Source organism: Aliivibrio fischeri ATCC 7744 = JCM 18803 = DSM 507 (genome assembly GCF_023983475.1).
Classification (GTDB): Bacteria; Pseudomonadota; Gammaproteobacteria; order Enterobacterales; family Vibrionaceae; genus Aliivibrio; species Aliivibrio fischeri.
In genome coordinates, this window is the sequence record NZ_CP092713.1 from 708403 (window position 1) to 733560 (window position 25158).

At 38.1% G+C, this 25158-nt stretch carries 17 protein-coding genes and 1 pseudogene; 6 read left to right on the forward strand and 12 right to left on the reverse strand.

Annotation, left to right across the window (positions count from 1 at the left end; translation table 11 throughout):
* Positions 1–120 precede the first annotated feature (120 nt).
* Entirely contained in the window at positions 121–1083 is a 963-nt protein-coding gene (locus AVFI_RS16685; protein ID WP_017018808.1) for a sensor domain-containing diguanylate cyclase, read from the reverse strand.
* Complete coding sequence (locus AVFI_RS16690; protein ID WP_054775709.1) at positions 1083–2078, reverse strand: response regulator; 996 nt, start codon at positions 2076–2078, stop codon at positions 1083–1085. The genes AVFI_RS16685 and AVFI_RS16690 overlap by 1 nt, the downstream gene beginning before the upstream one ends.
* A 308-nt stretch (positions 2079–2386) precedes the next feature.
* On the opposite strand from AVFI_RS16690, the gene AVFI_RS16695 reads away from it, so the two are divergent.
* A complete protein-coding gene (locus AVFI_RS16695) occupies positions 2387–3580 on the forward strand; it encodes an acetate/propionate family kinase (RefSeq protein ID WP_012534931.1) in 1194 nt (397 codons plus the stop codon).
* A 144-nt stretch (positions 3581–3724) separates the two neighbouring features.
* Here AVFI_RS16695 and brxL read toward each other — a convergent pair whose 3' ends face one another.
* Together brxL and pglZ are read right to left on the reverse strand one after the other, a co-directional pair.
* Positions 3725–5764 (reverse strand): protease Lon-related BREX system protein BrxL, encoded by a 2040-nt coding sequence (brxL, locus tag AVFI_RS16700; RefSeq protein ID WP_199414899.1) that lies wholly within the window; start codon positions 5762–5764, stop codon positions 3725–3727.
* A gap of 40 nt (positions 5765–5804) precedes the next feature.
* A complete protein-coding gene (gene pglZ / locus AVFI_RS16705; RefSeq protein ID WP_054775710.1) occupies positions 5805–8522 on the reverse strand; it encodes a BREX-1 system phosphatase PglZ type A in 2718 nt (905 codons plus the stop codon).
* Positions 8523–8660: 138 nt separating this feature from the next.
* On the opposite strand from pglZ, the pseudogene AVFI_RS16710 reads away from it, so the two are divergent.
* Both AVFI_RS16710 and AVFI_RS16715 read left to right on the forward strand, forming a co-directional pair.
* Positions 8661–8813 (forward strand): annotated as a pseudogene (locus AVFI_RS16710) (IS5/IS1182 family transposase); the annotation flags it as partial.
* A gap of 408 nt (positions 8814–9221) precedes the next feature.
* On the forward strand, positions 9222–9599 hold the full coding sequence (locus AVFI_RS16715; protein ID WP_188863631.1) for a hypothetical protein: 378 nt from the start codon (positions 9222–9224) through the stop codon (positions 9597–9599).
* 211 nt (positions 9600–9810) lie between these two features.
* Here the strand turns inward: AVFI_RS16715 and AVFI_RS16720 are convergent, their stop codons facing one another.
* Positions 9811–10290 (reverse strand): hypothetical protein, encoded by a 480-nt coding sequence (locus AVFI_RS16720; RefSeq protein ID WP_188863630.1) that lies wholly within the window; start codon positions 10288–10290, stop codon positions 9811–9813.
* Between the two features lie 818 nt (positions 10291–11108).
* On the opposite strand from AVFI_RS16720, the gene AVFI_RS16725 reads away from it, so the two are divergent.
* From AVFI_RS16725 to AVFI_RS16735, 3 genes are read left to right on the forward strand one after another with little or no spacing between them, the layout of a single operon-like run.
* Positions 11109–11651 (forward strand): hypothetical protein, encoded by a 543-nt coding sequence (locus AVFI_RS16725; RefSeq protein WP_188863629.1) that lies wholly within the window; start codon positions 11109–11111, stop codon positions 11649–11651.
* A 26-nt stretch (positions 11652–11677) separates the two neighbouring features.
* A complete protein-coding gene (locus tag AVFI_RS16730; RefSeq protein ID WP_215727937.1) occupies positions 11678–12052 on the forward strand; it encodes a hypothetical protein in 375 nt (124 codons plus the stop codon).
* A gap of 42 nt (positions 12053–12094) precedes the next feature.
* Entirely contained in the window at positions 12095–12361 is a 267-nt protein-coding gene (locus tag AVFI_RS16735; RefSeq protein WP_188863628.1) for a hypothetical protein, read from the forward strand.
* A 77-nt stretch (positions 12362–12438) separates the two neighbouring features.
* On the opposite strand, the gene AVFI_RS16740 is transcribed toward AVFI_RS16735, so the two are convergent.
* The 7 genes from AVFI_RS16740 to brxC form a co-directional block, all read right to left on the reverse strand.
* Positions 12439–12669, reverse strand: a complete 231-nt coding sequence (locus AVFI_RS16740; RefSeq protein ID WP_054775715.1) for a hypothetical protein — start codon at positions 12667–12669, stop codon at positions 12439–12441.
* Complete coding sequence (locus AVFI_RS16745) at positions 12612–14273, reverse strand: acetate and sugar kinases/Hsc70/actin family protein (protein ID WP_188863627.1); 1662 nt, start codon at positions 14271–14273, stop codon at positions 12612–12614. Before AVFI_RS16745 ends, AVFI_RS16740 begins: the two co-directional genes overlap by 58 nt.
* Complete coding sequence (locus tag AVFI_RS16750) at positions 14263–15726, reverse strand: hypothetical protein (RefSeq protein ID WP_054775719.1); 1464 nt, start codon at positions 15724–15726, stop codon at positions 14263–14265. Before AVFI_RS16750 ends, AVFI_RS16745 begins: the two co-directional genes overlap by 11 nt.
* Before the next feature lie 69 nt (positions 15727–15795).
* Positions 15796–17025 (reverse strand): SEC-C metal-binding domain-containing protein, encoded by a 1230-nt coding sequence (locus tag AVFI_RS16755; RefSeq protein WP_236782083.1) that lies wholly within the window; start codon positions 17023–17025, stop codon positions 15796–15798.
* 76 nt (positions 17026–17101) lie between these two features.
* Positions 17102–20809: a BREX-1 system adenine-specific DNA-methyltransferase PglX gene (gene pglX / locus AVFI_RS16760; protein WP_188863626.1), complete on the reverse strand. Its 3708-nt coding sequence runs from the start codon at positions 20807–20809 to the stop codon at positions 17102–17104.
* A 9-nt stretch (positions 20810–20818) separates the two neighbouring features.
* Positions 20819–21382, reverse strand: a complete 564-nt coding sequence (locus tag AVFI_RS16765) for a hypothetical protein (RefSeq protein ID WP_188863625.1) — start codon at positions 21380–21382, stop codon at positions 20819–20821.
* An 83-nt stretch (positions 21383–21465) separates the two neighbouring features.
* Positions 21466–25149: a BREX system P-loop protein BrxC gene (gene brxC / locus AVFI_RS16770; protein ID WP_188863624.1), complete on the reverse strand. Its 3684-nt coding sequence runs from the start codon at positions 25147–25149 to the stop codon at positions 21466–21468.
* Between the last annotated feature and the right edge of the window lie 9 nt (positions 25150–25158).

Sequence of the window (25158 nt, forward strand, 5' to 3'; positions counted from 1 at the left end):
AATATTGGCATTACGCATAGCTGGGTAAGTGTTGCAGGAAGCGACTTTACTTGTTGTAATCAGAACCGAAGTATTATCACTTCGGTTTTTTTCTGTCTAGATAAAATGGATAGAAGTGATTTATGGCATTAAGGTGGTGCAAAACACGTTAGATTGATTTCGTCCATTTTCTTTTGAATAGTAAAGTGCTTTATCAGCCGCTTCTAGCCATGATAAGTGATCAGGATGTTCGTTTGATAGCTCACAAATACCTAAACTTACTCGGTAATGAATCTCTTCACTTTCAGTTGAAATTGTGCTGTTTTCAATGCGTTTACGTAAACGCTCGGTGAAATAGAAAGCTTGCTCAGCGTTTGTATATGGCAGAATAACGGTAAATTCCTCACCACCATACCGTCCACAAATATCCGTGTTACGCGAGGTTTTTCTTAATAGTTCTGCTGCATCACGAATCACATCATCACCTACAGTATGCCCAAAGTTATCATTGACCTTCTTAAAGTGGTCAATATCAAACATCACAATGGATGACACTCTTTCCGCCGCTCTTGCTTCATTAAATTCTTTTTTTAAGCATGATTCCCAATAAGCACGATTATAAAGCTGTGTTAAGCCATCGATTTTACTTAGTGTAGAAAGCTGGTGGTTGGAATTTTCTAGGTGCAATGTGTTTTTTGCAATTTCGGTAACGTCATGGATGATCAAACTGATGTGCGAAACGTTACCATTTACGTCTGTTAGAGGAGAAAACGTAATGTTTTGACGCATCTCGGTTAACCCATTCGAAATAGGCGTAAAGTTCTTAAATTTAAATAGATAAGGCCTATCTTCCCAACAGGAGAAACCACGAGTATTTAAACTAAAGGAGGTCATGACTTTTTTAACTAGCCAAGGTTTTGGTAAATCAGGAACTACTTCAAATAGATTATGGTTAAGAATTTTCTCAGCGGTAATGCCGCTATAAGATTGCATAAAGTTGTTCCAAGCACACACCTTAAAATTTTTATCTACCACAATTAAGCCTGCATCTAAATCACCAATGATCTGCATGGCCCAATGAAAATCACTCATATCAGAATTCATTATAAAACACTCTCTAAAATTGATTTAATGGCAGACAAAGAATCGTTATCCATTAAGAAGATAACATCACATTTTAAATCCATACTTTCTGCAGAATAAACAAACTCAATAGTAAAAATATCTTTATCATATTCACCTAAGAATTGGTGATTATCTTTGAGTGCTGCTTTTAATTGGTCACTATTTAAAACGATGGGTTGGCGCAATGAAATGGCGATGTCTAATTGTTTGCTAAAAGATAAGAGAAAGGCAGAGACAAGCAGGTTTGCGATATCCAGAATCGCTTCATTGGTCGTTGTATTTTTACCGCTTTCATTAACGCTAAGCAATTCTTTTAAATTATCACCATGTAAACAAACAAGTGCCTCTCCGTTGATCCCATATCCAACAAAACGTTGAGATATGGCTCGGTACTCAGAGTTATTAATAATATCTTGAAGAACCATTTTTAACTCAGAGTGATGCAATGTAGCGACATTGGGTAGGGGCATATCAATGAAGCGATCAAATTGTTCAGAAATAAGAGCAGCGCTGGCACCAAGTGCGATGTTACTGATCTCTTTAATACTTGAGATAATGTCAATGGATGAACTGTTTTTCACTCTCTTTGATTGAGAATCTGCAACAATGTTGAGTAACGGTATTTGATATTTTTTAAATACTTGTTGAATAACGTCATTGCTAAATGGTTTTTCAATAAACTCTTTTGCACCAAGCTCATAGCATCGTTGTCTGGCTTTTTCTTGTATATCAGCAGAGACAACGATGATATGAGTTTGATAAGAATTTACTGGCAAAGAAGCCAATACTTCAAAACCATCCATGATAGGCATGGTAAGGTCAAGAAAGAGAACATCAATGTTATGCTCAGATAAAATCTGTGACCCTTCTTTACCATTTTCAGCATAGAAAACATTAACTTCACTGGTGCTTTTTATATGACGAGCTAATGATTTTCGAGCGATTTTTGAATCATCACAAATTAATATTTTCATTATTATTTTTAGTTAATTACAGTCGTTACATCATCCTAAGTGATGTTAGTTACAAATCAATAAATATCCCATATTGAATAATTCAACTACGATCTAGTTAACAGAATGTTTGTAAAATTTATTTAAAGAAAACGTTTACATAGTTAAAAAATAATTTCTCAAAAATTGATCTAAGACATGTTTATGACAAAAATGTAGATAGGTGCTAAAACAAAAGTTGAATCATTAAAAAATAGTTGAATAATGGGTTGTAGCAACAAAAGGCACGACTCTATGTGCAACCTACATATCTATAAAAGAGAATAATGATGAACAACGAATACGTATTAGTTATCAATTCAGGCAGCTCTTCACTTAAGTTTGCTGTAATCGATTCTGTTTCTGGTGATGCAGTATTAAGCGGGTTAGGTGAGTGTTTCGGCCTTGAAGATGCTCGTATGAGCTGGAAGTATCAAGGACAGAAAACAGAAATTGCCATTGAAGGTAATGAAAACCACCATAAGATAGCTATTGGTAAATTAGTAGGTCTAACAGAAGAGTTAGGTTTTACTGATGGTATCGTTGCTATCGGTCACCGTATCGTTCACGGCGGTGAAAAATTTACTAAGACAGTTCGTATTAATGAAGAAGTAACAAAAGAAATTGAAAGTCTATCTGACTTAGCTCCTCTTCATAACCCAGCTGGCGCTATTGGCATTCGTGCTGCTGTTGAAGCCTTCCCTTCTCTCCCTCAATTTGCGGTATTTGACACAGCGTTCCACCAAACTATGCCTAAGCGTGCATACACTGGTGCTATTGCTAAAGAGTTATATACTGATTTTGGGGTTCGTCGTTACGGTTTCCACGGTACAAGTCACTACTTTGTAAGTCGTGAAGCTGCAAAAATGATCAATAAACCGATTGAAGAGTCGAACTTTATTTCTGTTCACCTAGGTAATGGCGCATCAGTTTGTGCAATTAAAGACGGTAACAGTGTAGACACATCAATGGGCTTCACTCCGCTTTCAGGTCTAATGATGGGTACACGTTGTGGTGACTTAGACCCAGGTATCATTGAATACCTACTTAAGAAAGGTTGGTCACAAGAGCAAGTGTTTAACTCTCTAAACAAAGAGTCTGGCTTCCTAGGTGTGTCCGGTCTAACAAGTGATGCTCGTGGTATCCTTGAGGCGATGGAAGAGGGACACGAAGGTGCGACACTAGCATTCCAAGTGTTTACATACCGTGTTGCTAAGTACGTGGCTTCTTACCTAGCTGCATTAGATTCTTTAGATGGCATCATCTTCACTGGTGGTATCGGTGAGAACTCATTACCAATCCGTCGTGAGATCTTAAGCAACCTTAAGATTCTTGGTTTTGTTGAAGATGTTGCAGGTAACGAAGGTGCTCGTTTTGGCGCTGATGGCATTATTGCTAAATCAGAAATGCTGAATGCGGTTGCTATGGTTATCCCAACTAATGAAGAATTTGTTATCGCTCAACAGTCTGTTGAACTGCTGTAATTTCTTCTAAAATATAGAATAATAAAAAGCGAGCTATGATGGCTCGCTTTTTTTGTAGGTTTGTTTATGGTATATAAAGATTAAAAACCGTCGTAAAACCAGTGATTAAAATTTTAGTTTGGTGAAGAAGTGAGGAGTTTCCACTTAATGAACCCCAAGCGCTTTATAAACCGCATCAACAGGGTCACTGTAGAAACTCACTTGGAACTTTGTGAATGTCTCCGCAGGAACAGTCGGAATATCCATTGCTGATGCCATTGGGATTAAAATCTTCGTCGCTCCAGCTTCAAGAGCGACCTGCATAGAGCCTGCAAGGTCTTGAACAGGGTTGATAACGCCACCCAAAGTAATCGAACCTAAAACAACCATAGACTCTTGCATTGGTTTAGCAAGCAGAGTAGAGCAGCTAGCAATTAATGCAGCAAGGCTAGAGCTATGAGAGTTTCCTGACATTTGTAAATCAACAAAATGCAGATGGAACTCATGATCAGAGAATTGATTGTTGGCAGCAATTCGTGAAAGGTTTCCTTTAAAATATTCAAAGCCAACTTTTACTTGCTCTTTTGCTTCAGTATCAGAGCCTAATCCCGAAGTCGAGAGCTTGCCATTCCCCGCTGTTTTTTGGGTTTCAATACGGAATACACCAAGCTTTCCTGCTTTCCCTGGACTAACAAAGTGAATTACCCCTGGATTTGGTGTCCCTGGAGCAATGATTTGTGAACCACCTTGCTCAGGAACATTCACAAAAAACTCTTCAAGTGAATCATTATCAATGTAAGAGAAATTCACATCGAAAAACTCCATACCACCTATTTTCTTAAGTTGCTCTTTTACTCGACGACGCACTTCCAAGGCGTAAGTTAAACAAACACGCACGTCTTCCTTGGTGTACTCACCATGAGGGACAAGTAACTTTAATAAGCCAGACGTTGTTCTACGAACCCCAATAACATCACGTTGGTTTAAGTTATTCCCTAGCTTGAAGAACTTATCAATCGCATCTGCAAACGCATGTTTGCGCATTTCACGCATGTATTCTGCAAGGTAATCCGTAATTAGGCCAAAGCGATTTGTGAAAAATTCAGGGCGCATTTTTGGAATTTCCCAACCAGGGATATAAGCATGAAAACGGTCAAAGAAAGCGGCATCAATCATTTCTTGAGGGAAAGGAGCGAGTAGGTGACTGGTTTTAACGAGAGTCTCTACACTTTGGTCAATGTTACCCACAAATACCATAGAGGCTTTTGCTTCAATCGAATCACGACCACGACTAAATGAGCCTGAAGCCATGTAGTCTTTCATGATCTGCACGCCATCCTTATCTTTAAATCGAATACCAGCAACTTCATCAAAGGCAACAACATCCCACATGCCAACCAAACCAACTTGGCGTGAAGACATATTGTAGAACAGGTTAGCCACCGTTGTTTGACCACCAGATACAAGCAGAGAGTTTGGTGAACACTCTTTGTAGACGTGAGATTTACCCGTACCACGAGGGCCAAGCTCACATACGTTATAATTATTCTCAACAAATGGGATCATACGAGCCAAAATATGCCATTTAGCACGTTGTTCTAAATTTGCAGGCTCCATACCAATCGAGCGTAGTAATAAATCTAGCCATTGATCCATTGAGAAATTACGGCGAGCATTAAACACCTCATCCATATTCATAGACGGCATTTGTATTGCTTTTAAACTAAGAACAGAGAAAGGGGATGTTTTTTGTCCCTCTTCAAAGAAATAGCTTAGTGTAACAATACACCAGATACCGCCCGTTAATAACTTCTCATTATCTTTAATGATGCTTGCAGGAATAACGGCATCTTTAATGCCGAGATTCGATAAGCTGGCTTCATAAACATCTTTTTTCTGATTCAGTTTTACCGAGATTTTATCAATGACTTTATGTGTACCACGTTCACGGATCATTGATTTCACTTTCTCAGCTTCATCAGGACGAACGTAGTTATCTGTTAGTATCTTCTTAACACGCACCATACCTGCTTCGATAAGGTCATTATCCGTTGCAGAGCAATACATACCAAGTAGATACTCAAGCACGTATACAGGCACGTTAGCGCCTTCTTTTAGTTGCTTAGTTAAGTCTTTACGAACAACGCGACCTTTAAATTCGGAAGTCATTAGATCATCAAGGTCAATGTCTTTTGCTTCTTTAATTTCTTGAGCAATATTATCGTTAATCATTCATTATTATCCATTAAAAAAGGTCGTCAAAGTCATCTTGAATCGCCAAATCAATGGTTACAGAGTAACTATTAAAGCGATCACCTTGTTCTGTATCTAACATAACAAGTTTGTATGTTGTTGTGCGATCAAAACCAGTACCGTTTAAAGAGAGAATAGCACTACGTTTTCTGTCATCAGAATTATTGGATTCAGAATCAAACAACACTTGAGCCTTATTAGAGACAACCGCGCCATCAGGATCTTCAATCCAAATCGTTAGATTACGCTCTTTAAATTCATCACCAACAGCATTGGTTTGTAAGAATTCAATTTTTTCAGTGAGTGTCACTAAGCGGAGAGGGTTGCTTAAAGGAACCACGCCCACTTTTTGTTTTGCCGTTGTTTTTTGCTTTGCTGTTTTTAAATGCTCAATGCGCAAAACAGGAACACAAATTTCTTGCGGCATAATGCCACCGTGGATGAATTTAGCACCGCCAACAAAATTGAAACGGTTAGAACCACGAGGGATCATAAATTCAGCTTGATCACTATTAGAAGATAAGTTCGCAGTTACCGCTATATCTCCAGTCCAATAGAAACTGTCTTTTGGAAGTTGTTGCCCAATTAAGTAACGTTTCTTCCCTTCTACTGTGCCATGTGGCTTAACGGTAAGCGCGGTTTTGTCCGATTCAACCACGTCGCTCGATTTAAATAAGAAACCATGATCAGCCGTAACTAAGATACGATTACCATTTAACTTATTAATGATGCGTTCAACCAATAATTTAATTTGTTTAATACCATCAGAGCAGGCTTCAAACGTTTGGTTCTCTGTTACGGCTTTATCGCCAATGGCATCGATTTGGTCGTGGTAAATATACACAACGCGTGCATCAGCAATGGCTTTACGGCCTTCATCATTACTCCAGTTAAGTACATCAGAAGATTTCACCGCGATACCACTGTATTTCTCAAGAACCGTGTTACGTTTTTCAAGGCCATGAGAGCTTAATCCATCAACTTTATAAGTAACGTCTTTACCAATATGCGCAGTCAGCTCTTGATGAGGAAGCAGAGAGGCCATTCCTAGTTGGGTATAACTTGGTACAACGCCAAGTTGAGAAGTGATGGTAGATTTAAAGCGTTGTTCCTTATTGATTTGTTCATGAATGTCATGAGCAACTTCATAGCGAAGGGCATCACTGATGATTACAAAAACACGCTTAACTTGTTTTGATTGGAAGATACGTTCAACTTCATTGTTATAGAAATTGTATTGGTTGAATATGCCATCAAATTTCCACGTATCTAATAGTTTTTCACTATCTACGTGATTACCCCAAGCAATAGCAAGGTCATGCAGATACCAGTTAACATAGAGATCTTCGATGCTTGCCACAAGTTGTGTGTTCTTTAAAATATCAGAACCATGGTGTGCGACTTGATTGGCGTTTTCGCAGAAGACGCGATAAGCAGAATCAAACATAAACAATTCACTTTCATAAGCGCGATACAGTGCTCTTGCCGATTCAAATACGAATCCATCAATGTATTTTGCTTTTAAAGCATAGAATTGCTTGGCAGCTTTGAACGCTTGATAAACACAGGCGTATTTAGTGTCTACAAAGATTGGTTTAACATGACACCAGTGCGTAGTTAAACGATGTGAAGCGATGGTATTTACTTCTTCTTGCTCAAGAGTGTTGATATTTTTAGCAAGTAAAAGTGATAACTGTTTATCCGCAACTTCAAAGGTTTCCACATACATCAATTTTTCTGGTTTCGAGATAAGAGAAAGTTTATTTCGAATTTCAAAATCGTGTTCAATGCGTTTTGTAATTAGATTATAGCTGTCTTGATAAACACGGCTTTCACGTAATTGAACAACAAAGTTAACGACATGAGCACGGCGACCAGAGTTCATTCCGATACGATCAATACTGTAACCCGCTTCAATTTGCTCGTTGGTAAGCATAGGCAGTAAGTGAGCACTAAAGCTTTCTAAAACGGCATCCGTAGATGAGCATCCACTATTAACAAGAGATTGATGGCACTCAGTAAATAATAATTTAACAGCAAGATCTTGTAATGTAGGCTGGCGATTTTCTTCTTGAGCTGATTCAATGATGTAGCCTAACTCATCATAAGCGATTGACCAGAATGATTGTGTTAAATTGTATTTATCTAATTCATCTAAAAGTGAATCAGCATCAAAATCGTTAGCCAATTGAGCGAACAGAGTTTGCAAAATATTCGTAAAGGTAGGTGTGTCGAGCTTTAACGTTGCTGCGATAAGAGCTAACTCTAATTCACGCTCAGAAGCAGATTTAGGTAAGATTTTCTTCAGACGAGCAACACGTTGCTTATTAGAAAAAAAGCCTTTAAATTTAGCAATAACAGGACGAAACTCCATGTTCATACCAATATCGTTCAATATCATTGAGCTATTGTCAGCGTAGAACTCTTGAGCATAGAGTCGAATGTCATACAACCAATCACGAATCGGTTCGTTTGGCTTTTGTTGGCTATAAAGTAAAAATGCCGTATTTGGCTCTTGCAGTTCAATACGGTGTTTCACTTCAAGGTGCGAAAGTGCATCTATCTCAATGATAGTAGCAGGGCCATATGACGTGTCTAACTGAAGTGAAAGGAGTTCATCAGTAAACTCCCCATCGGTATCTTGCCAAAAGACGAGACGACATTTGTCGAATTTGGCTTTAATGCCAGTAATTAGTTGTTCAATATTCATTATTCAATCTTCGCCAATGTATAAGGCTGAGTTAAGTGGTAACTACCGAGTAGTTTATCACTTTAAATAGATGTTGTTGACTAAATCAGTTGAACCTTTCCTCAACCCAGCGTTTTGCTCCCATGCTGTAGATATATGATGATATTATGGGTAAGTCGAAAGAAGATAATTAATAGGAGTGAATATAATAAAGCCTTGTGCAAACGATACTCAGTGACGTTTTGGATTGACAACTCAGCTGTTGAGTCGTGGCAATGCAGGAGCCACCATGGTAAACGTGATAGAGATTTTTAACTTGTCGATATTTCTATTGGTGAATGTCCCCTTGCGTTCTCCTGACTACACTACATCGCAATTGATTCTGCTTCGTAGGTTGCAAGTCTCTCGCTCTATCTCTGAGTTGGCAAATATCAAAGCAATCAACAAAGTTCTAGGGCTATCAAAAACTAACAGGTACATTCTATAGGATAACTACGCTCTTTACCTGATTTGATCAACAACGCCCTTACTAACTCATTTTTGTACAGAAACAAGTTAATAGTCACTTAAACTTCACGTAACCAGCTCCTATTTAACTAATATATTCTAATGCTTACGTGGTATATAATAAGCAAGAGTTAGGCTGCGTTACGGCTTGGTAGAAGAATGACTACAGATTAACGCAGCTCTGGTTAAACAATTGCTAGGAATTAAATTAAAATGGTTACAATGTACTACAGTCTAAAAATTCTGGTTTTTTGGTTCGGTATTGGAGTAGTTTGCCAGGTTGTTAGCTTCTTCCCTGTAAGTGAATGGGTGAATGGTGTTTTATCTATTGGTGGGCTTGTCATGGCGGTTCTGTATTATCGAAACTTAGATAAGAGCAAACCTGTGACAACTAGTCGCGCTGTGACTGCTATTGCTGCTTCAATTGTGGGTTTTATACTTTTTGCATTAGTTTATGAGATTTTTCAGGCGGCAATAGGTGGTTCACTTTCTTTTATATTCAATCATATAGCTATGTCAATTTGGCTTTTATCCATCCCAAAACTAACAGTCATTGTAAGAGATAATGCTTTTATAAAAAAATACATCTAACACATAGTAAGTAATAGGAAAGGCATTAGATATTAGTGCCTTTTCCTCTAATGTTTATTAAGAGTTATTAAATGCAACCAATTAAACAGAGTGAGCTAAGCAAACTAGAGCTAGTACATATTGTTACACATAACACCTCTCGTTTTAATTAAGACATCTAAACAAAAGATGCCTTAATTGTTAGAGGGTGATCAGTTCTTCAAACTCCCGTTTATTGCTCTAATGTGGTAACACGTAAATTAATAGTAGTACCCTTGATATGTATTGCTTCTACAACCTTGATATTTTTTGCCCTGCGATAGAGTGAATCTGGTTTAGGTGTTTTCCTGTTTAGTATCTGTTGTTTGAACTCTGCTGACTGATACCATGTAATTACCTCACTTACTGAAGTACTAGAGCGAATTACTTCTGCGTTCGGGTCTACTTCTCTGCTGGTGATAATAACGCATTGTGAACCGTTCCATATTGCCCCAATACTTTTAATCGATTCAACGCTATCAATTGCATATGGGAAGTGTCTAGTGTTATGTTTTTGCTCGGAGTTGATTGTAGCACATAAAGTAGCGTCTAATGAGGTATAGCCTAATGCATCATCTACTAGTTTTTCAGTTGATGGAGATGGAGGAGTAGCAACAGCATAAATTATTTTCAAAAAAATACATATTGCTAAATATTTTAAAAATGTTTTCATGATTAATTCCAGTATTATTGTTTAGGAAACGCTTAATTTTGAATAAGTTAATTGTATTATTTCTAGCAGTTAGATTATTGAAGTTAAAACCAACTATTTACTGAACGTTGCTGTCAGTGTGTAAGCAATTTTTCATTCGTTAATAAGGTAGGGCTACTTCATTAACGAATGTAGTTTACATTTTGGTGGTTAAGTTCATTTAGAAACGACGAAGGTGCTCATAATCAACGCGCGGTATCCCCTAAACCTACCTGAACTAAAACTAACCTTTCCACCAGCCAGTGACTTCTTACTGTATCTAATGCTTTTCGTTCGTTGAGTGGTAACGATTTGATATACCAAAGAATTGATCTCAACCTTCACCATGCATTAACTACATAGGGTCAGATCGTCGAATTAAGGAAAGGCTCAACTGGTTTGTTCAACAACGTCATTTACTTGTGCTAGTACTTTAGCGATTTTTTGAGCTTGTAGTTTAACGTTTAATGTATCGATGTCTACTGAAAAGTCGCCATCATAGTAATTGGATAATAATAAGGTATTAATTTTCTTATCTTCTAGTTCTTTATTATATTGATTGAATCGGAATCTAACTATGAGTTATTTCAATCATATTCATAAAAATTATTCATTAATAAAGTCCGTAAAAAACAGTTTTTAATATTGATTAATTATTTTTTGACACGATAATCGCGGGCTATTTAATTATTGGATAATAACCAAGTTATATAGTTGGTACCATTATATGTTAAATATAATGGTTTGTATGTGTAAATGTAGATTACTTGCAATTAGTAATGCGTTTAGAGGTTTTAATTATGTTGAATATGAAAGTTATTATTTCGTTTTTTGTTGTATTTATTGTTTCAGGATGTGCTGTTCCAGTTGATAGATACCACGCAACTGCTGATAACCAAACTAAAATAAAAACATTTGGGTATAAGTTTAATGTAGAGCAATTTACTGCAACTAAGACAAATTATAAAGTTCTGTGCCGTTTGGCAAATAATGTAGAAATGACGGATGGTCGATCTTTTGAAGCATACATCCAAGATGCATTAATCGAAGAATTGAAGATGGCAGGTGCATACTCAAAAGAATCGAACATTATAATTAAAGGGCACCTGAATGATACGGATGTTAGTTCAGGTCTTTCGGATGCTCATTGGACATTTAATATTACAATATCGAATACTAAAGGCGAGAGCTTTACTGTTCATTATAAAAGAGAGTATAAAGCTAGCTTCGTTGGGGGGATTGCTTGCGGTCAGGATATGCCGAAATCTTTCCTACCTACGGTGCAAGAGTTAATTAGAGAAATCATTAATCATCCTGATTTTGAAACGATGTTTGGTCATTAAAAAGTAGATCATAATAAAGGTTGGTGATGAAAATCATACTAATTATATTAATGATGATACCGAATTTAGTATTTGCTTATGGTAATACATTTTCGTGTTCATCAGGAGAGCCTGCTTGTCTCGACTCAAATGATAAAATATGTCCTTCATACTCAAAATGCGTCGATTACAATTCAGTTTGTTTTGATTCAAATACTTGTGGTTATGATGGTTTTGTATGTAAATCAGACTTAGATAGCTGTGCTGATAAATATCGAGGTCTTGCTAGTGAATATAATGATTTATTAGCAAAGCATAATGAGTTAGTGGATGATTATAATCGATTGTTAAAACGAAATAAAAATATTGTATCGTGTTTAAGTTACTCCAACACAATGGATGAATTAAAGTCATGTTTGTAGGTTTTAATTATAATTATTATAAGGTGAAATAAGGAGAAGATTATGGGGTCTGGTGGACGAAGAGATTCAAGTGAGTACGTAAAAATTACTTGTGAAGTTTTTTATGATTCAACTCGTCGAAAAAATGGAGTTAGACCATCGTCGAGCGATGTATTTTCAAAAGACATGAAAGTTGAATGTGCAAAAGCGATTCGAGAGTTACCATTAGGTACGAAAGTTATACTTTCAGTTGTAGAAACGGAGAAGGAGGGAAGTCGACCTTTCTTGTATAGCAGCTATCGATGGCCGTATGAGGTTGTAAGAAGTTAAGTAATATGTGACGGTTTTATACCGTCACATTTTCAATTACTCTGTCCAGATTACTTACATTTCATATTTCTCATAAATCAGTTGGGTGCTAATTCATAATTGCCAACAGGATCGCATGTAATACTTGCAGGTCCAGATGCCTGAAGAATATTCTTCCTTGCACCACCTAATGATACCGCGATACGAGAATAATCTTGCTCTAGATCTGGATACTCAATTGCTAGCCACTTAGGAAAGGTTTGTGTTTGAATTAGGTTAAGCGTTTTTCCGTGAGCCGTAATTGTTCCACTAGCAAGCACTTTAACCATTGGTAATTCAGCTCCTCCACCAGTAAGAGCGACAGCAAGTGCGTTATTGGGGCTGCTTTAACAAAGCTTGGTGAAATATTATTTAAAATTTCCTGCATACAAGATTTTAAAGAGTTAGAAAAAGCTTCAACTTGAGGCAAATCCATAAACTCCTCTAAGGTAACTTCAACGACATCCCCATTAAAAAGAGTGGCTGAGATAAAACCATCTTTAAATAGTGATTCTTTATAATCTCTTAAATGTAAGTTTAATGCACCAAATGTATTAAGATATAAAGGGTTATCCTGTCGAATATTGGCTTTGCTTAGAATTACTCCTTGAAGCAGTTTATCTAGATGGTTTCCAGCCTCAGTAATCCCTCGATTCGAGTCTTTTATTTCTAAAGCAGCACTTTTTTTTGATTTTTCGTCATATTTCATACGATACAAACTGAAGTCACTGGTGCCAGCACCGATATCAATTACCATAACTAAAGAGTCCACATCCTCCTCCCAAGAGATAAGTGAGCCTGCCACTCCTAGGGGTTCGGTAATGTCTTCACGGATAAAATTGAAATGGAACTTATTTTTTCTTATTTGGCGGATTGCGTTAAGAAAATCAGATAGTTCAACCCCTGAAGAGAATTGAGCGTCAAATGTATCTGCTAGTATTTGTGCTTCACCAAGTAATTGCTTTAATTTAGCAACGACTTGTACATGTTTCATTTTATCGAAACACGGCATTGCAAATCGGCGTAAAACGTTTTTTTCTATACCTTGAAGAGAGGTTGCTTGGTTCATTGTCCAAGTAAAATAACTAAGATAAGCAAGAACCATGTCTTCGTAAGTAATGGCTGAGTTTGTAGGATTAAATTGTTTTCCTACTGTTGCAGACAGTCCTTCCTCGGATAGGTAGCGCTTGATGTTATCAAGTCGTTGCCTGTGAGCTTCTGGTGGTTGAATATGAGACATTTGTACGGCAGATTGTCCAAACCAAATTTTGCCAATATCATCAATGAAAACTGATGAAACAAGCATATTTTCGCTAATTTCTTCTTGGTCACCAGGTATCCCTAATGAAATGACCTCAATATCTTCTATAAATTCATCATCAATTTCTTCTGAAATCAGTGTTGCTTTAGACATAGCAGTGCCAAAATCTAAGCAGACACGACAATTGTTTTTCGGTGGTGGCAACAACATGGTGCTTGTATTTAGTTGAGTGAAATGGATAGGTGATTCATTATTTTCAGCTTCAGCTTCAGCTTCAGCTTCAGCTTCAGTTTCATTAAGCTCAGTTTGTTTAATGTTCTCTATCTTCTTTATCTTCTCCTTAATTGGCTCTTTTGATTCTTCTTCCTCATTAGGTTCTTGGTTTAAATTAGAAAGGTGCGAATCATCACTCTGTATTTCTTCTATTATTACGTTGGGTGCTATATTTATCTTAGTTTCATTAACTGTTACTGGAATATTATCCACTGCTTCCAAGTTATTAAGAGCATGTATTAAAGCGCGGTGTTCTCTTTCTGTCAGCTCTCCAGGTAGAATGTATCCACCGCCTTGCGCTGGTTTGAAACGCTCTAGTAGGTTTTGAAGCAATATTTGTGATTCTAATTTATTCGTCATCTTGATTCTCTACTGCCTCTACCCATGGTTTTACGAGTGTTTTTATTTTTCCACCGAATTCTTTTTGAATACCATCCCTTACGACTCTAACTTTGCGTATTCCATATTGATGGCCGCCTAACATTTCGTGTTGCAATGGGTTGTATTCTAAAATTTGCCCAAGGTTATCGGTATGAGTAAGTTTTCGCATTCGTGCTAATTGGCGGGCAATTCGAGACATATCTCCGAAGCCGCTTGATGCCTTTTTAACTGTGGAAGCAAGTGGAGGATCTGAAATCTCTAAGAATGGAACAACCGCTCGTTCAAGCTTCTCCATTGTATTTTGACTGGTTTCAACTTGAATAAGTAATGAGCCAATTTGTTGATCTTCTGAATTACCAACAGCGTGTACAGGCTCTCTAGTTGATACTTCTTGCTTACCGCCGTTCAACCACCATTCTTTAACTTGAGGATCTAACTCTTGGCTAGAACTAAAGTGCCGTTTAAGTGCAGGGATAACTTGTGCTTTAGAGTAATAAGCTTTTGCTAGTTGTTTCATTATATTGCTATCAGTTCTATTCTGGCGAGCAAGAACAAGAGCCGCTTCTTTTAAATTAGTTTTAATTCGTGGGAGATATTCAGATTCTTTGTTTATTTCACTCCAGACACCACTACTAAGAACGTTTCGAGATACCTCTAATACTTGATAAGTTTCAGCTAATAGTGCATTCGAGAATCTAAGCTCAATTGTACGAATAAGGATTGCTAAAGCATCATCAACAATATCTATCATTACGGATGATTCTACAGAAGGGGATGACTGCATCAGAATAGCATGTAACCAACTAGCTAAAGATTTACCTGTATTTTCACCAACATCACCATTCCAATCTTTGATTATCTCACTCCAAGCGCGAGTAATACGCCTAGCTCTCTTCATTCTTGTATCAACAGAATCAATAACGGATAAATAGGTAAATGACTCTTTACCTAGGTTTAAAAGGTCATTTAAATTTTGGCAATGTACAAGCGCATTTTGAATTAGCGTTCTTCGTGCATTTTCGGCAGTATCAGCTAAAACAGCTTGTCTTAAGCAATAGTCCATTACCCAAGGCTCTTTTACATGACTGATTGATTGGGCTGCATAATGCTTTTCGTCACCATCAGCTAGCATTTCAAAGTCACAAGGCTCATCATTAAATAGTTGAGGAAGGTAAGCGTAAACCTCGCTTTGTCTGCTGCGAGCGACGGCAGCAAGACGACCAAGGGATGCCGCAGTTTTTAATCTTAGTGGGCTTAAAGGATCATCATCATCTGTGGCAAAATCGATAATAACATCAAGAACTCGATGTAAGTTATTGCCTTTAATAATTCCCTGGATTGACTGATTTGCCATACAGTCAGTTAAAATAGCATTAACACCCTCTAAAGAATCTTGGGATTCTATTTGAGACAATATCGCTTCACTACTCAATGTAAGTACCTTAAATGTAAATAGAGTGGGTTAGTATATGATTTTAAATAGTTAATATATTACGCTTAATCAAATAGCACAGCACTTTTTATATTTTTTACCAGAGCCGCAAGTGCATGGTTCATTTCTACCAATCGTGTTACTTGATAGAATAGGTGAATGAGATTTATTTGATATGTTTGTAATATTGCCTTGTTGAAATTGCTTTTGTAGAACTGATTTTGTTTCTTTTGCTAGAGCAGGATCTTGAAGCTCTAATTGCCCTAAAACGTCATATGATTTTTTAAAATCTTGTTTGAATATTGTACCTTTAAATAAAGCTGTGGCATAAAATTGTAGTGCTTGGCTTGACTCTTTATTGACGGCTGTCAGTAAAGCTTCTTTGGCTAAGATTATATTTGGTTGTACTTCTTGAAATAATGGGTTACTGCCACAAAACATGTTATAAAAATTTAGCAATAAGATATCAGTGAACTCATCTTTATATTCCTGGTACATAGCATAATAATGATTAGCTGTTTGAAGTATATTTCGCCTGGTGAATATTGATGCAGAACTTAAATTACTTAAATATTCTATCTCCCCTTCTTTGATTTTAGACTCTGCAATTGAGTAAAGTTCATCGAAATGGTTATCGATAAGTGCAGGTTCATGTAAAAAGCATAGATAAATTTTAAGCAAAGAATCATCATTATTTGTAAGGTATTGTTTCATTAAAGCAACGGCTGATTCAAGAAAGAAAGGGTTTCCTAATGAGTCAATTTCTCCCGTAATAGGATTTCTGTCACCATGGTGCTTTTCATACCAATAATAAGCTACGCTTGCTAATTGTGGGCTTGTTAAATTTTCTTCAATATAAATTTGTTGGATGGCTTTTTGTAAATCACATGAATCTAAAGGGCTTTTCTTATAATTAGCAAGCTGTCCGCCGATAGATAAGAAATAGACACAAAGTAATGTTTCGAATTGGTCGAAGGCTGCAATATGTTCTTTTTCATTAGTTGCTGCTTGCATTGGTGAAAAGTGCAAGCTTTGGTTACATAGAATCCGAATTTCATGACATAGGGAAGTAATCTCATCGGAAAATAACTTACTAGACTGCATTACCTGAATATTATCGTGTAAGTTTGAACTTGTTGGAAGTTGATATTCATCAAGTGCATTAAAAACTAATGCTTCTAAGGCTTTTCTTACAAAGTGTATTTCAGAACCTTGATATAAACTTCGAGCCTCAAAAGCTTGTTCGTAATTTTTACCCACAGCACTATCAATTTTATGGGCTAGTTCTATATCATTCATTTTTTAACCATTACATGAATAAATAAAAAAGCACAGCCCGAAGGCTGTGCATATCCAATACTAATTAAATCAGTAACTACTTAATCTTCTCTGGCACTTTGCCGTGAATTGCTTTCACATCAGCGAGTAGGTTGCCGAATTTGCCGTAGTTCACCTTAACGCCATCATCGAGGTCGATGCTGGTCTTCATTTCAGCAAGGTGCTTCAACTCTTCATCGAACTTAACAAGCTCTGCTTGTTTCTTATCGATGGTTTTCAGTTCCTTGTCAATCGCACGTAGTTCTGCGCCCGTTGCCGTTGCTTTTGAATCGTTAAGAATGTTCTTACGGCTTTCAAGTTTACCCATAAGCGACGTGACGTATTCGGTACGCATGCGTGACAGCGTGCCTTCGTTATAACGGTGCAAATAAACCAAACATTCGAACGCTTTCTCTTTACCTGAGCTAAATAGCCAGTAAATAGGGCGCTTCTTGTACGTCTTTAAATGGTCTTTAAAGAACTGTGTTGAGAAATAACGACGAATCGTATCAATAGATTTCTCACCTTTCTTAGCCTTAATTGCATCCAAGCACAGGCTTTCTGCCACAAAGTCTAAGTTTTCTTGAAGGTGCTCTTCGCCCCAAACCGTTTTCACAAATTCACGGAAGCGGGTAGTGGCATCATCATCAAACAACCATTCTTCATCAGCTAATGGTACGATACCATCATCATCAGCAGGGAAGGTGTTATATGCGCCTTCTGCTACAAGTTCTTTGAAGCCGTTGTTTCCTGAATGAGCGTAGACTAAGCCTTCACGATCTAGGGAGTAGCGACCCATTATGCAGCCTAAGGAGTAACTTAATATATCTTTGAAAGTATCAGACTTCTGTTTAGCTATTGCATTACAACTTGTTGTCGAATATCGAAAGTTTGGGTTAGATTTTAATGAAGGAACATATTTTTCACTCGATAATTGACATTCAAAACCATATATCTCCGATAATATTTTGTCAATATTTTGCTCGTTGTCTTTCATTCTTCTAATATAGCTTTCAACTATATTAAGGTAGTTATTATATTGGTGAGACAATTCATGGTTGTCTATTTTTTCAAGTAAATATGGCTTACTAAAATTCCAAGATATTTCATAACTGTCCCAATCGATTCTAGATATTTCTACACAGTCTTTTGCTAATTTTGGAATATCGGATTGCTCGATTGAATCTTCGTAAGGAATTTGGATGATATCTCCAACTTTGTAATCTAAAGTAGGCGCAAGTACGGACAAATACTGAGAAGATAGTTCGCTATTTAGCAAACCTAGAATCGTATATGGATGACTTGTAAACCCTTTAGCTCCTTTGGAATCAAACAGGAAGCCTTTCTCGCTGTAACGGATAGAAAATCCGCCAGAGCTTAACGCTGACCATGTTAAACCTTCTTTAAATGCAAATTCACCATTATAATTGTGAGAACGTAGTCTACCAGTTTTTGTATCAAAATTATTTTTGATATTTTTACCTGCATTTTCATATTCAACTACGTACTCATTGTTTCCATACCATTTCCTATAGTTCCCTCCCTTATTGTATGGAAACCATTTCCCTCCGTTCAGAGAATCTAGCTCAGATTCGCAATCATATTTTATATCAGACTGAGATACTTCATACCAACGACGTAAGAATCGATCATTATCTGCGGTTGCCATACCTTCTCTAGTTACTAATTTTTCAGATAATTTAGGTTTGCTAAAAGAGTTAAAGATGGAGTCGTGGATCCAGTAACCGATAAGATTTCCTGGTATTTTTTTGAAATCATCAGGTTTCGCTTCAAAAAACCAGCCGCAGTCTTTATTAGAAATAGCTTCTATTGTCTTAGGTGCTTGATTTTCATGTCCTTTAAAGTCAGACAGTCGAATATAAGAGCCTTGATAATTCGGTGTATATGACTTACTAATTGTGAATGTACAAACTGGTATACATGCGGGAGCAAAGGCATTGTATTCAAGTTGGATTAATCCATTTATGGTATGGTCATTTACTAGCTTATTTCTTAGTTTTTCGTAAGAACTAATAAACATCCAGACGTATGGAGTGACCATACCAACTTCAGCATTAGGTTTTCCGTATTCTAGACATTTTTCAACATAGATAGCAAAAAGATCGGATTTTGAGTTTGGGTAGGATTTCTTAGCAAAGTCTTTCAAAGCCGCATTCATGCCTTTTGAACCCATATATGGTGGGTTTGCAACGGCTACGTCGTATTTATTGGCTAATGTAATGGCTTGTTCCACAATAGGTATTAGTGCTTGTGCTGCTTCTTTTGCCGTTGGCTCACTGCCTTGTGCTTTATCAGTTAGTTTTTCTTGTAATGCAGTTAGAGATTCAAGATGTTGGCTATCAACATCAATCAATGACCCTAAGTTTTTCGCATCAATAAACTGCTCTTTCAGGTAGCGCAGTAAATCAAGGTAAACCTTGTTTTCTGCTGATGCTTCAACTAATTCTAGTTGCGGCTCTGCAAACAAGTCATCCATAGAGCCTGCTTGTTTGTTACCGTCAAGATCCAAATCTGCCCACAACTGGTTGATATTCAAGTTTTCAGTCGATTGAATCGAGTGGATGTTTAACTTGATGTCACGAGAGAAAATGCGCTTATCATCTTCACGCGCTTTCATCATCACTGCAAAGGCTGCCATTTGCGCTGCGCGATCATCAATGTCCAAACCATAAATGTTCTTAGTAAGGATTAGTTCTGGAATTTCACGTGAGCGGTAGCCGCGTTCTAGGTAGATTTCACGCAACACTTCATAAACTTCCACCAAGATGTGGCCTGAACCACAAGCGGGGTCAAGCACTTTTATCTCTTCTGGATCAATACTGGTTGGCGTAATGGCTTTTAGTTGCTCAATAACATCATCACTTTGCTCGGCAGGGGTGATGTAATACTCCATCTTCTCTTTTAATTCAGAGTCAGGGTAGGTAGCAAGCCATTGGCGACCTAGCGAGTTTTGCACTAGGTATTTAACAATCCAGTTAGGGGTAAATAGCTGAGTTGCCGCAGGAATATCTTCGCGCTTAACCACTTTACCAATAACCGCATCTTTGTGCTCAGAGATGTAGAACTGGTATAGCCAACCAATGACCTCAATCTCTCGCCAATTATCTTCAGGAATATCGTTGATTAAGTCTTTCAAAATTGAATCGGTTTTTGTCAGGTTATCTGGCAGGAGTAGCTCGGTTGCATCATCCAGTTTTTCAAACATGAAAGACATGGCTTCGCTTAGTTGATGACATTGACCTAAAAGAATTGCGCGGTAAAGCTCTTCTTCTTTGTTGCCATCTAGCACCATATCAATGATGCTTTCTTTGTTTAAGTTTAGGTCGTCGGCTATGTCTGCCGCTGAGCCTAAAATCTCAAAGCCTTCACCAAATTGTGCGCCTTCGCTTTTGCTTAATACACGGAAACCATGATCAAGGTATTCATTCACTTCCATATAACGGATAGCCGTTAAACGGTTGAACCACGTAAAGGCCGTTTCGTTAATGAATTGGTTAAAACCATCTTTTAATACGAACTTACCGTTGTTCGTGCCTAGCGCTTCGATACGTTTAACGAGTTGGGCACGTTGTTGGCCTTGCTGACGAGTAAAGACACGACCTTCAATGACGGCGCTGTCGCCATCAATGGTCATTTCTGCAATGCGATCAGCGTATAAGCCAAGAAATGCTGCTCGTTTCGTTACGGCTTCCATAAAGGTGATACGTGCCTTAGGTGCATAGGATTTTAGTTTATTGGTGTTCATATATTATCGTTACGCCTTGATGGTCGAATTTAGTTCTTTGACAACGCTTTGAATAGCTCTTGAATCAATATCTGATACTTTGAGAGACCAACATAAAGAATGGCCAGGAGACGATGAGCGTTTGTAGTAGTTATTTAGGTCAGTCAGTTGAATTTTCTCGCATGGGCTATACATGTCATATGCTAGCCATTGCAACTTAGGTAAGTTTATCAATAACTCATGGGGTGTCTGCACTAAATTCTTAATATTTGTGAACACCTCAACTGATGATTTTAATGGTTCTTTAGAGAATAACTCTGTTACAACCATCAAACCATGTTTGTTTTTACACAAAAGGGCAGGGGTTTCGTCAATGAAAAACTTAGTTCCTTGTTTCCTCATGCTTTCGGCATAAGATTCAGCATCTTCTAATTTTGTTTTTAAACGTTTGCCTGAACGAGATACAAGTTGTGTATAGCCGCTCCAATCAGCCCACTCGTTGCGGCGTTCATAAACGTGATACAGTTTACACACGCTCAAGCTTTCAATTGGTGTTTGTTCAAATAATTCTCTTTTTGTATCCGTTAACAGCATACCTGTCTCACTAAAAATTAAATACCACACATTTGTGATAGCAGTAGTTACTCGTCACCACGAGTTGTGGTGACGGAATTGAATTACTTGATACGCACTTTATGATTAGATGCAATTAACCCTGATAACTGTGTTTTCAGTGCAGCAAGGTAAGCGTCTAGCTCTTGCTCGGTCTCTAAGTAACTGTTGTCACCAAGATCTCGGAAGATAGAGCCTGTATCAATCGTTACCACTTTTTTCGCTTTCGGTTTTACGATTGGCTCTGCCACTGTTAGGGTTTCTTTGGTTGTTACCCCATAGTTATTTGATGACTCTGATGCATCTGGTGTGCTAGCTGCTTGTTTTGCTCGCTCTATGGCTAATGCTGCTTGACGCTCTGCTTCTTTGGTTTGTTGATCAATATAAGCATTGATGATCTGCTCGGCTTGTTCAACCAACTCATTAGAGTTACGCACTTCTTCATTCATCTCTGCAATGCTGGTTAGTTTATCTAAACGTTGCAGTGACTGTTGCAGTGGACGCAGGGCATTGTGACTGATGTTATCAGGTGCTTTTGATTCTGAGATGTGTTCCTGTACATTTTCAATCGCTGCTTGCAGCTTATTTGTTGCGTTAGTACGGCTGCTTGCCAAAAACTCATTATTAACGATTTGTACCGTTTCAATTAAGCCTTGTACTTGACGGATTTTGCCGTAAGGACGTTTGTCTTTATAAATCGCTTCTAGCTTATCTAATGCTGTTTTTGCGCTCTCTGAGGTTTCAAGCAAGTAGCGGTTTTTAGCAAACTCAACGGTGAGTGCGCTTGCTAGGTTTTGCCATGTTGAGAACTGAGTTTCGTAGAAGGTTTCTAGATCTTCAAACTCTTCTTCAAAGTCTTCTAATTCGTTGCCTTTACGCAGTAATTCATCAATGAACTTAAAGCTGCCTTGCTGCTCAAGTAATGATGAAAGCAGCATGATGCCATCTTCAATTTCATTTGTGCCAGGGAATGTGCCTGTGGTGGATTTAGCTTTAAAGTCTTTCAGCTTAGCTAACATGCCTATTAATAGTTGGCTTGCTTGCTCAAATAACTCTTTTTCTGTTGATGGCGCATTTTTATGGAACACGTTTTTATACAGAGTTGCGGCCTTTTTCAGGTTCGCTTCTGATTGTTGTTGAATACGGCGGATACGTAAGTTTGCACGCTTGGCGGTTTTATCCAGATGTTCAAAGGCACTGCGTAAAGTGATTTCTTGTTGGTTGGCTTGCAATGTCAGCTTATTAGCAACCGCTAAACGTGCGATCATCAAGATAATTTCGTTGTCATTCCAACCAAATGGACGGCGAGAGAATTTCTTCACCATGTCACCAGCAGTAATAGGGCGACCGTACTCATCACTGATGGCAATATGCTGTTCCATCTCTGTGAGTGCGCGAGGGTTCGTTTCTACATCAGATAAGTCGATGTTCATTTGGCTTAAATCATCAACAATTAGGGTTTGTTGAATTTGTTGACGAATATCGCCTGTGTACGGTTGTACGTATTTTAGTTTACTGAAGGTGTTTTCAATCACATGGCAGTAAGCATTATCAACAATAGCACTTGGTGTTGCACCTTTGGTGTTGTAGTTTTGACCTAGTACGTAGAAATCCGATTGTTTGATTAGCTCTTCTAGCTCAGCGACGAGCTGTTTACGACGAGCACTGTTTTCTGCGGCTTTTGCGCGGATCAAGACTTCCATATCGGCATCACGGCCTGCATTGCGCTTGGTGTATTTTGCGGTACGAATGTAAGTACGTAGCTCACCAAATAAACGCGATTGGTCTTGCAGTTTGATAAGGATAGAGTCTGATGATTCGTTGCCACATACCGCATCGTTCATTTCATCGTAGCTAGAGTCGATAGGTGAAATCACTTTTAACAGCAAGTCGTTATCGGTTGTGCGATCAAACGGTTGACCATTACAGAAGCGTGAAACAGGGAAATCCTGCTTGTTTTCTGGGTAACGGTAGTTGTTGTTGGTTTTTAAGATCTCTTCAAACAGAATCTTGCTTAGTTCTGCGGTTTCATCCGACGATTCTATTTCTGTATTTTGGATCTCTTTTTCGATCTCTTTTTCTTCGTTGGTTAAGAAGATGTATTCATCACCTTGGCGAGCAATCAGGTTGTTGTTTTCTAATGCGTCTAGGCTGTTGGTAATGTCGATACGAAGTTGACGTCTGTCTTGATCTACTTCTGAGATGCATAGCGTTACGATGTTGTCGATGATGGATTTCATCTCATCAACATAACGGATCATAAATAGCGTTTGTAGTACCTGAACAGAAAAAGCATTGATTGAACTTTTGCCTGATGCTTGGTTGATATCACGTACCACTGCGGTATCTAAAAATTTCTTAATAGATGGGTAGAAGCTGTAAAGTGGGATCAAACGACCAATATTGTCATCAACAAATTGATTTGTTGCGGTTTGGAAGGCTTCAATTAATGAACGCTCACCTTTTGCTAGGTGTGTACCTGCCGCGCCAGCCTGACTGATGCCTGAGAAGACCTTTTGAATAAGGTTGTATTGGTATGGCGCAAACGGGTAGCTTGATACGAAATTATCTGCCCCAGTAAAGTTTGAGAACTCGGCTTTGTTGGTGTGCTCAAAACTTAACTGACTACGAATGATGTCGCCTTTTTCATTGTATAGTGCAGTTAGTGCCGTTTTTGCTGGATCTGTTTTATCAAGCAGACGCTTTTCGATAACTTCGTTTACGTTGGAGCTTGAAAGAGAGATACGATCAAAACGTTGCTGGATGCGTGAAAAATCGTTCTTACGTGAGCCTTCTTGCATTTTGCCTAATACGGCATCAATGTCTTCTTGTGAGGTAACAACAACCCATGCGCGACCTTCACAAATAGTGCCTAGGTTTTCGGTAATGGTTTGTAGCTTAAGCATCATTTGGGTATTTTGACCGATGTACTGACCAATCTCATCGACGAAGAAGCTGATACGGCGCTCTGAGCTGCCATCAAGGTACTGTTTTACCCATTTACAGAAGTTTTGAATGTCTAGGCTGAAGTTATTTTCTAAACGCTCAATGGCTTGACGGCCTGCGTCTTCTGATTGACCTGTTACTTGTGCAAATGCAGCAGCTAGGTCATCACGGTAGAAGTCGTATGAATCACGCTCTTCTAGCCACGATGAACCAGACAACTCTTCAAATACACGATGGAATTCTTGCAGTTTGCCACGAGCATCTAGGTCGCGTTCTAAATCGGCAATATGAGCGTGATCGCCCGAGTAGCCCATTTTTTCATTGAACACTTTTAGGAATACTTTCAGAATTGCGTCTTCTTTATCATCGGTATCGGCACGGCTATCGATGTTAAATAGAATAACGTTGTTTTCTTTTTGAATGGCACGACGCATATCGCCCAGCAGCATTTGGTCTTCTTCAAGTTTTTGCTCAAAGAAGTCAATAGCTCGTTTGTTTACGCCTTCATGGGTGGTCTCTACATTTTTAAGTAGGTAAGACATGATTTTGATGAAGTGCGATTTACCTGAGCCAAAGAAGCCTGATACCCAAATACCTGATTTGCCCGTCATTGATGCTTTTTTAGGGTCATCCACTGATGGCATGTAGTATTTGAAAAATTGCTCAATATGGCCTTTAAGCTCGGCGGTAATAACGTATTCGTCTAATTCAATGAAGACGGTGTCGTTTTCAACTTGATCGGCTTTTACTACGCCATTAATAGGGCGAGTAATGTCTTTATTAAATAGCTGCTGTAACTGCATGATGGTTTC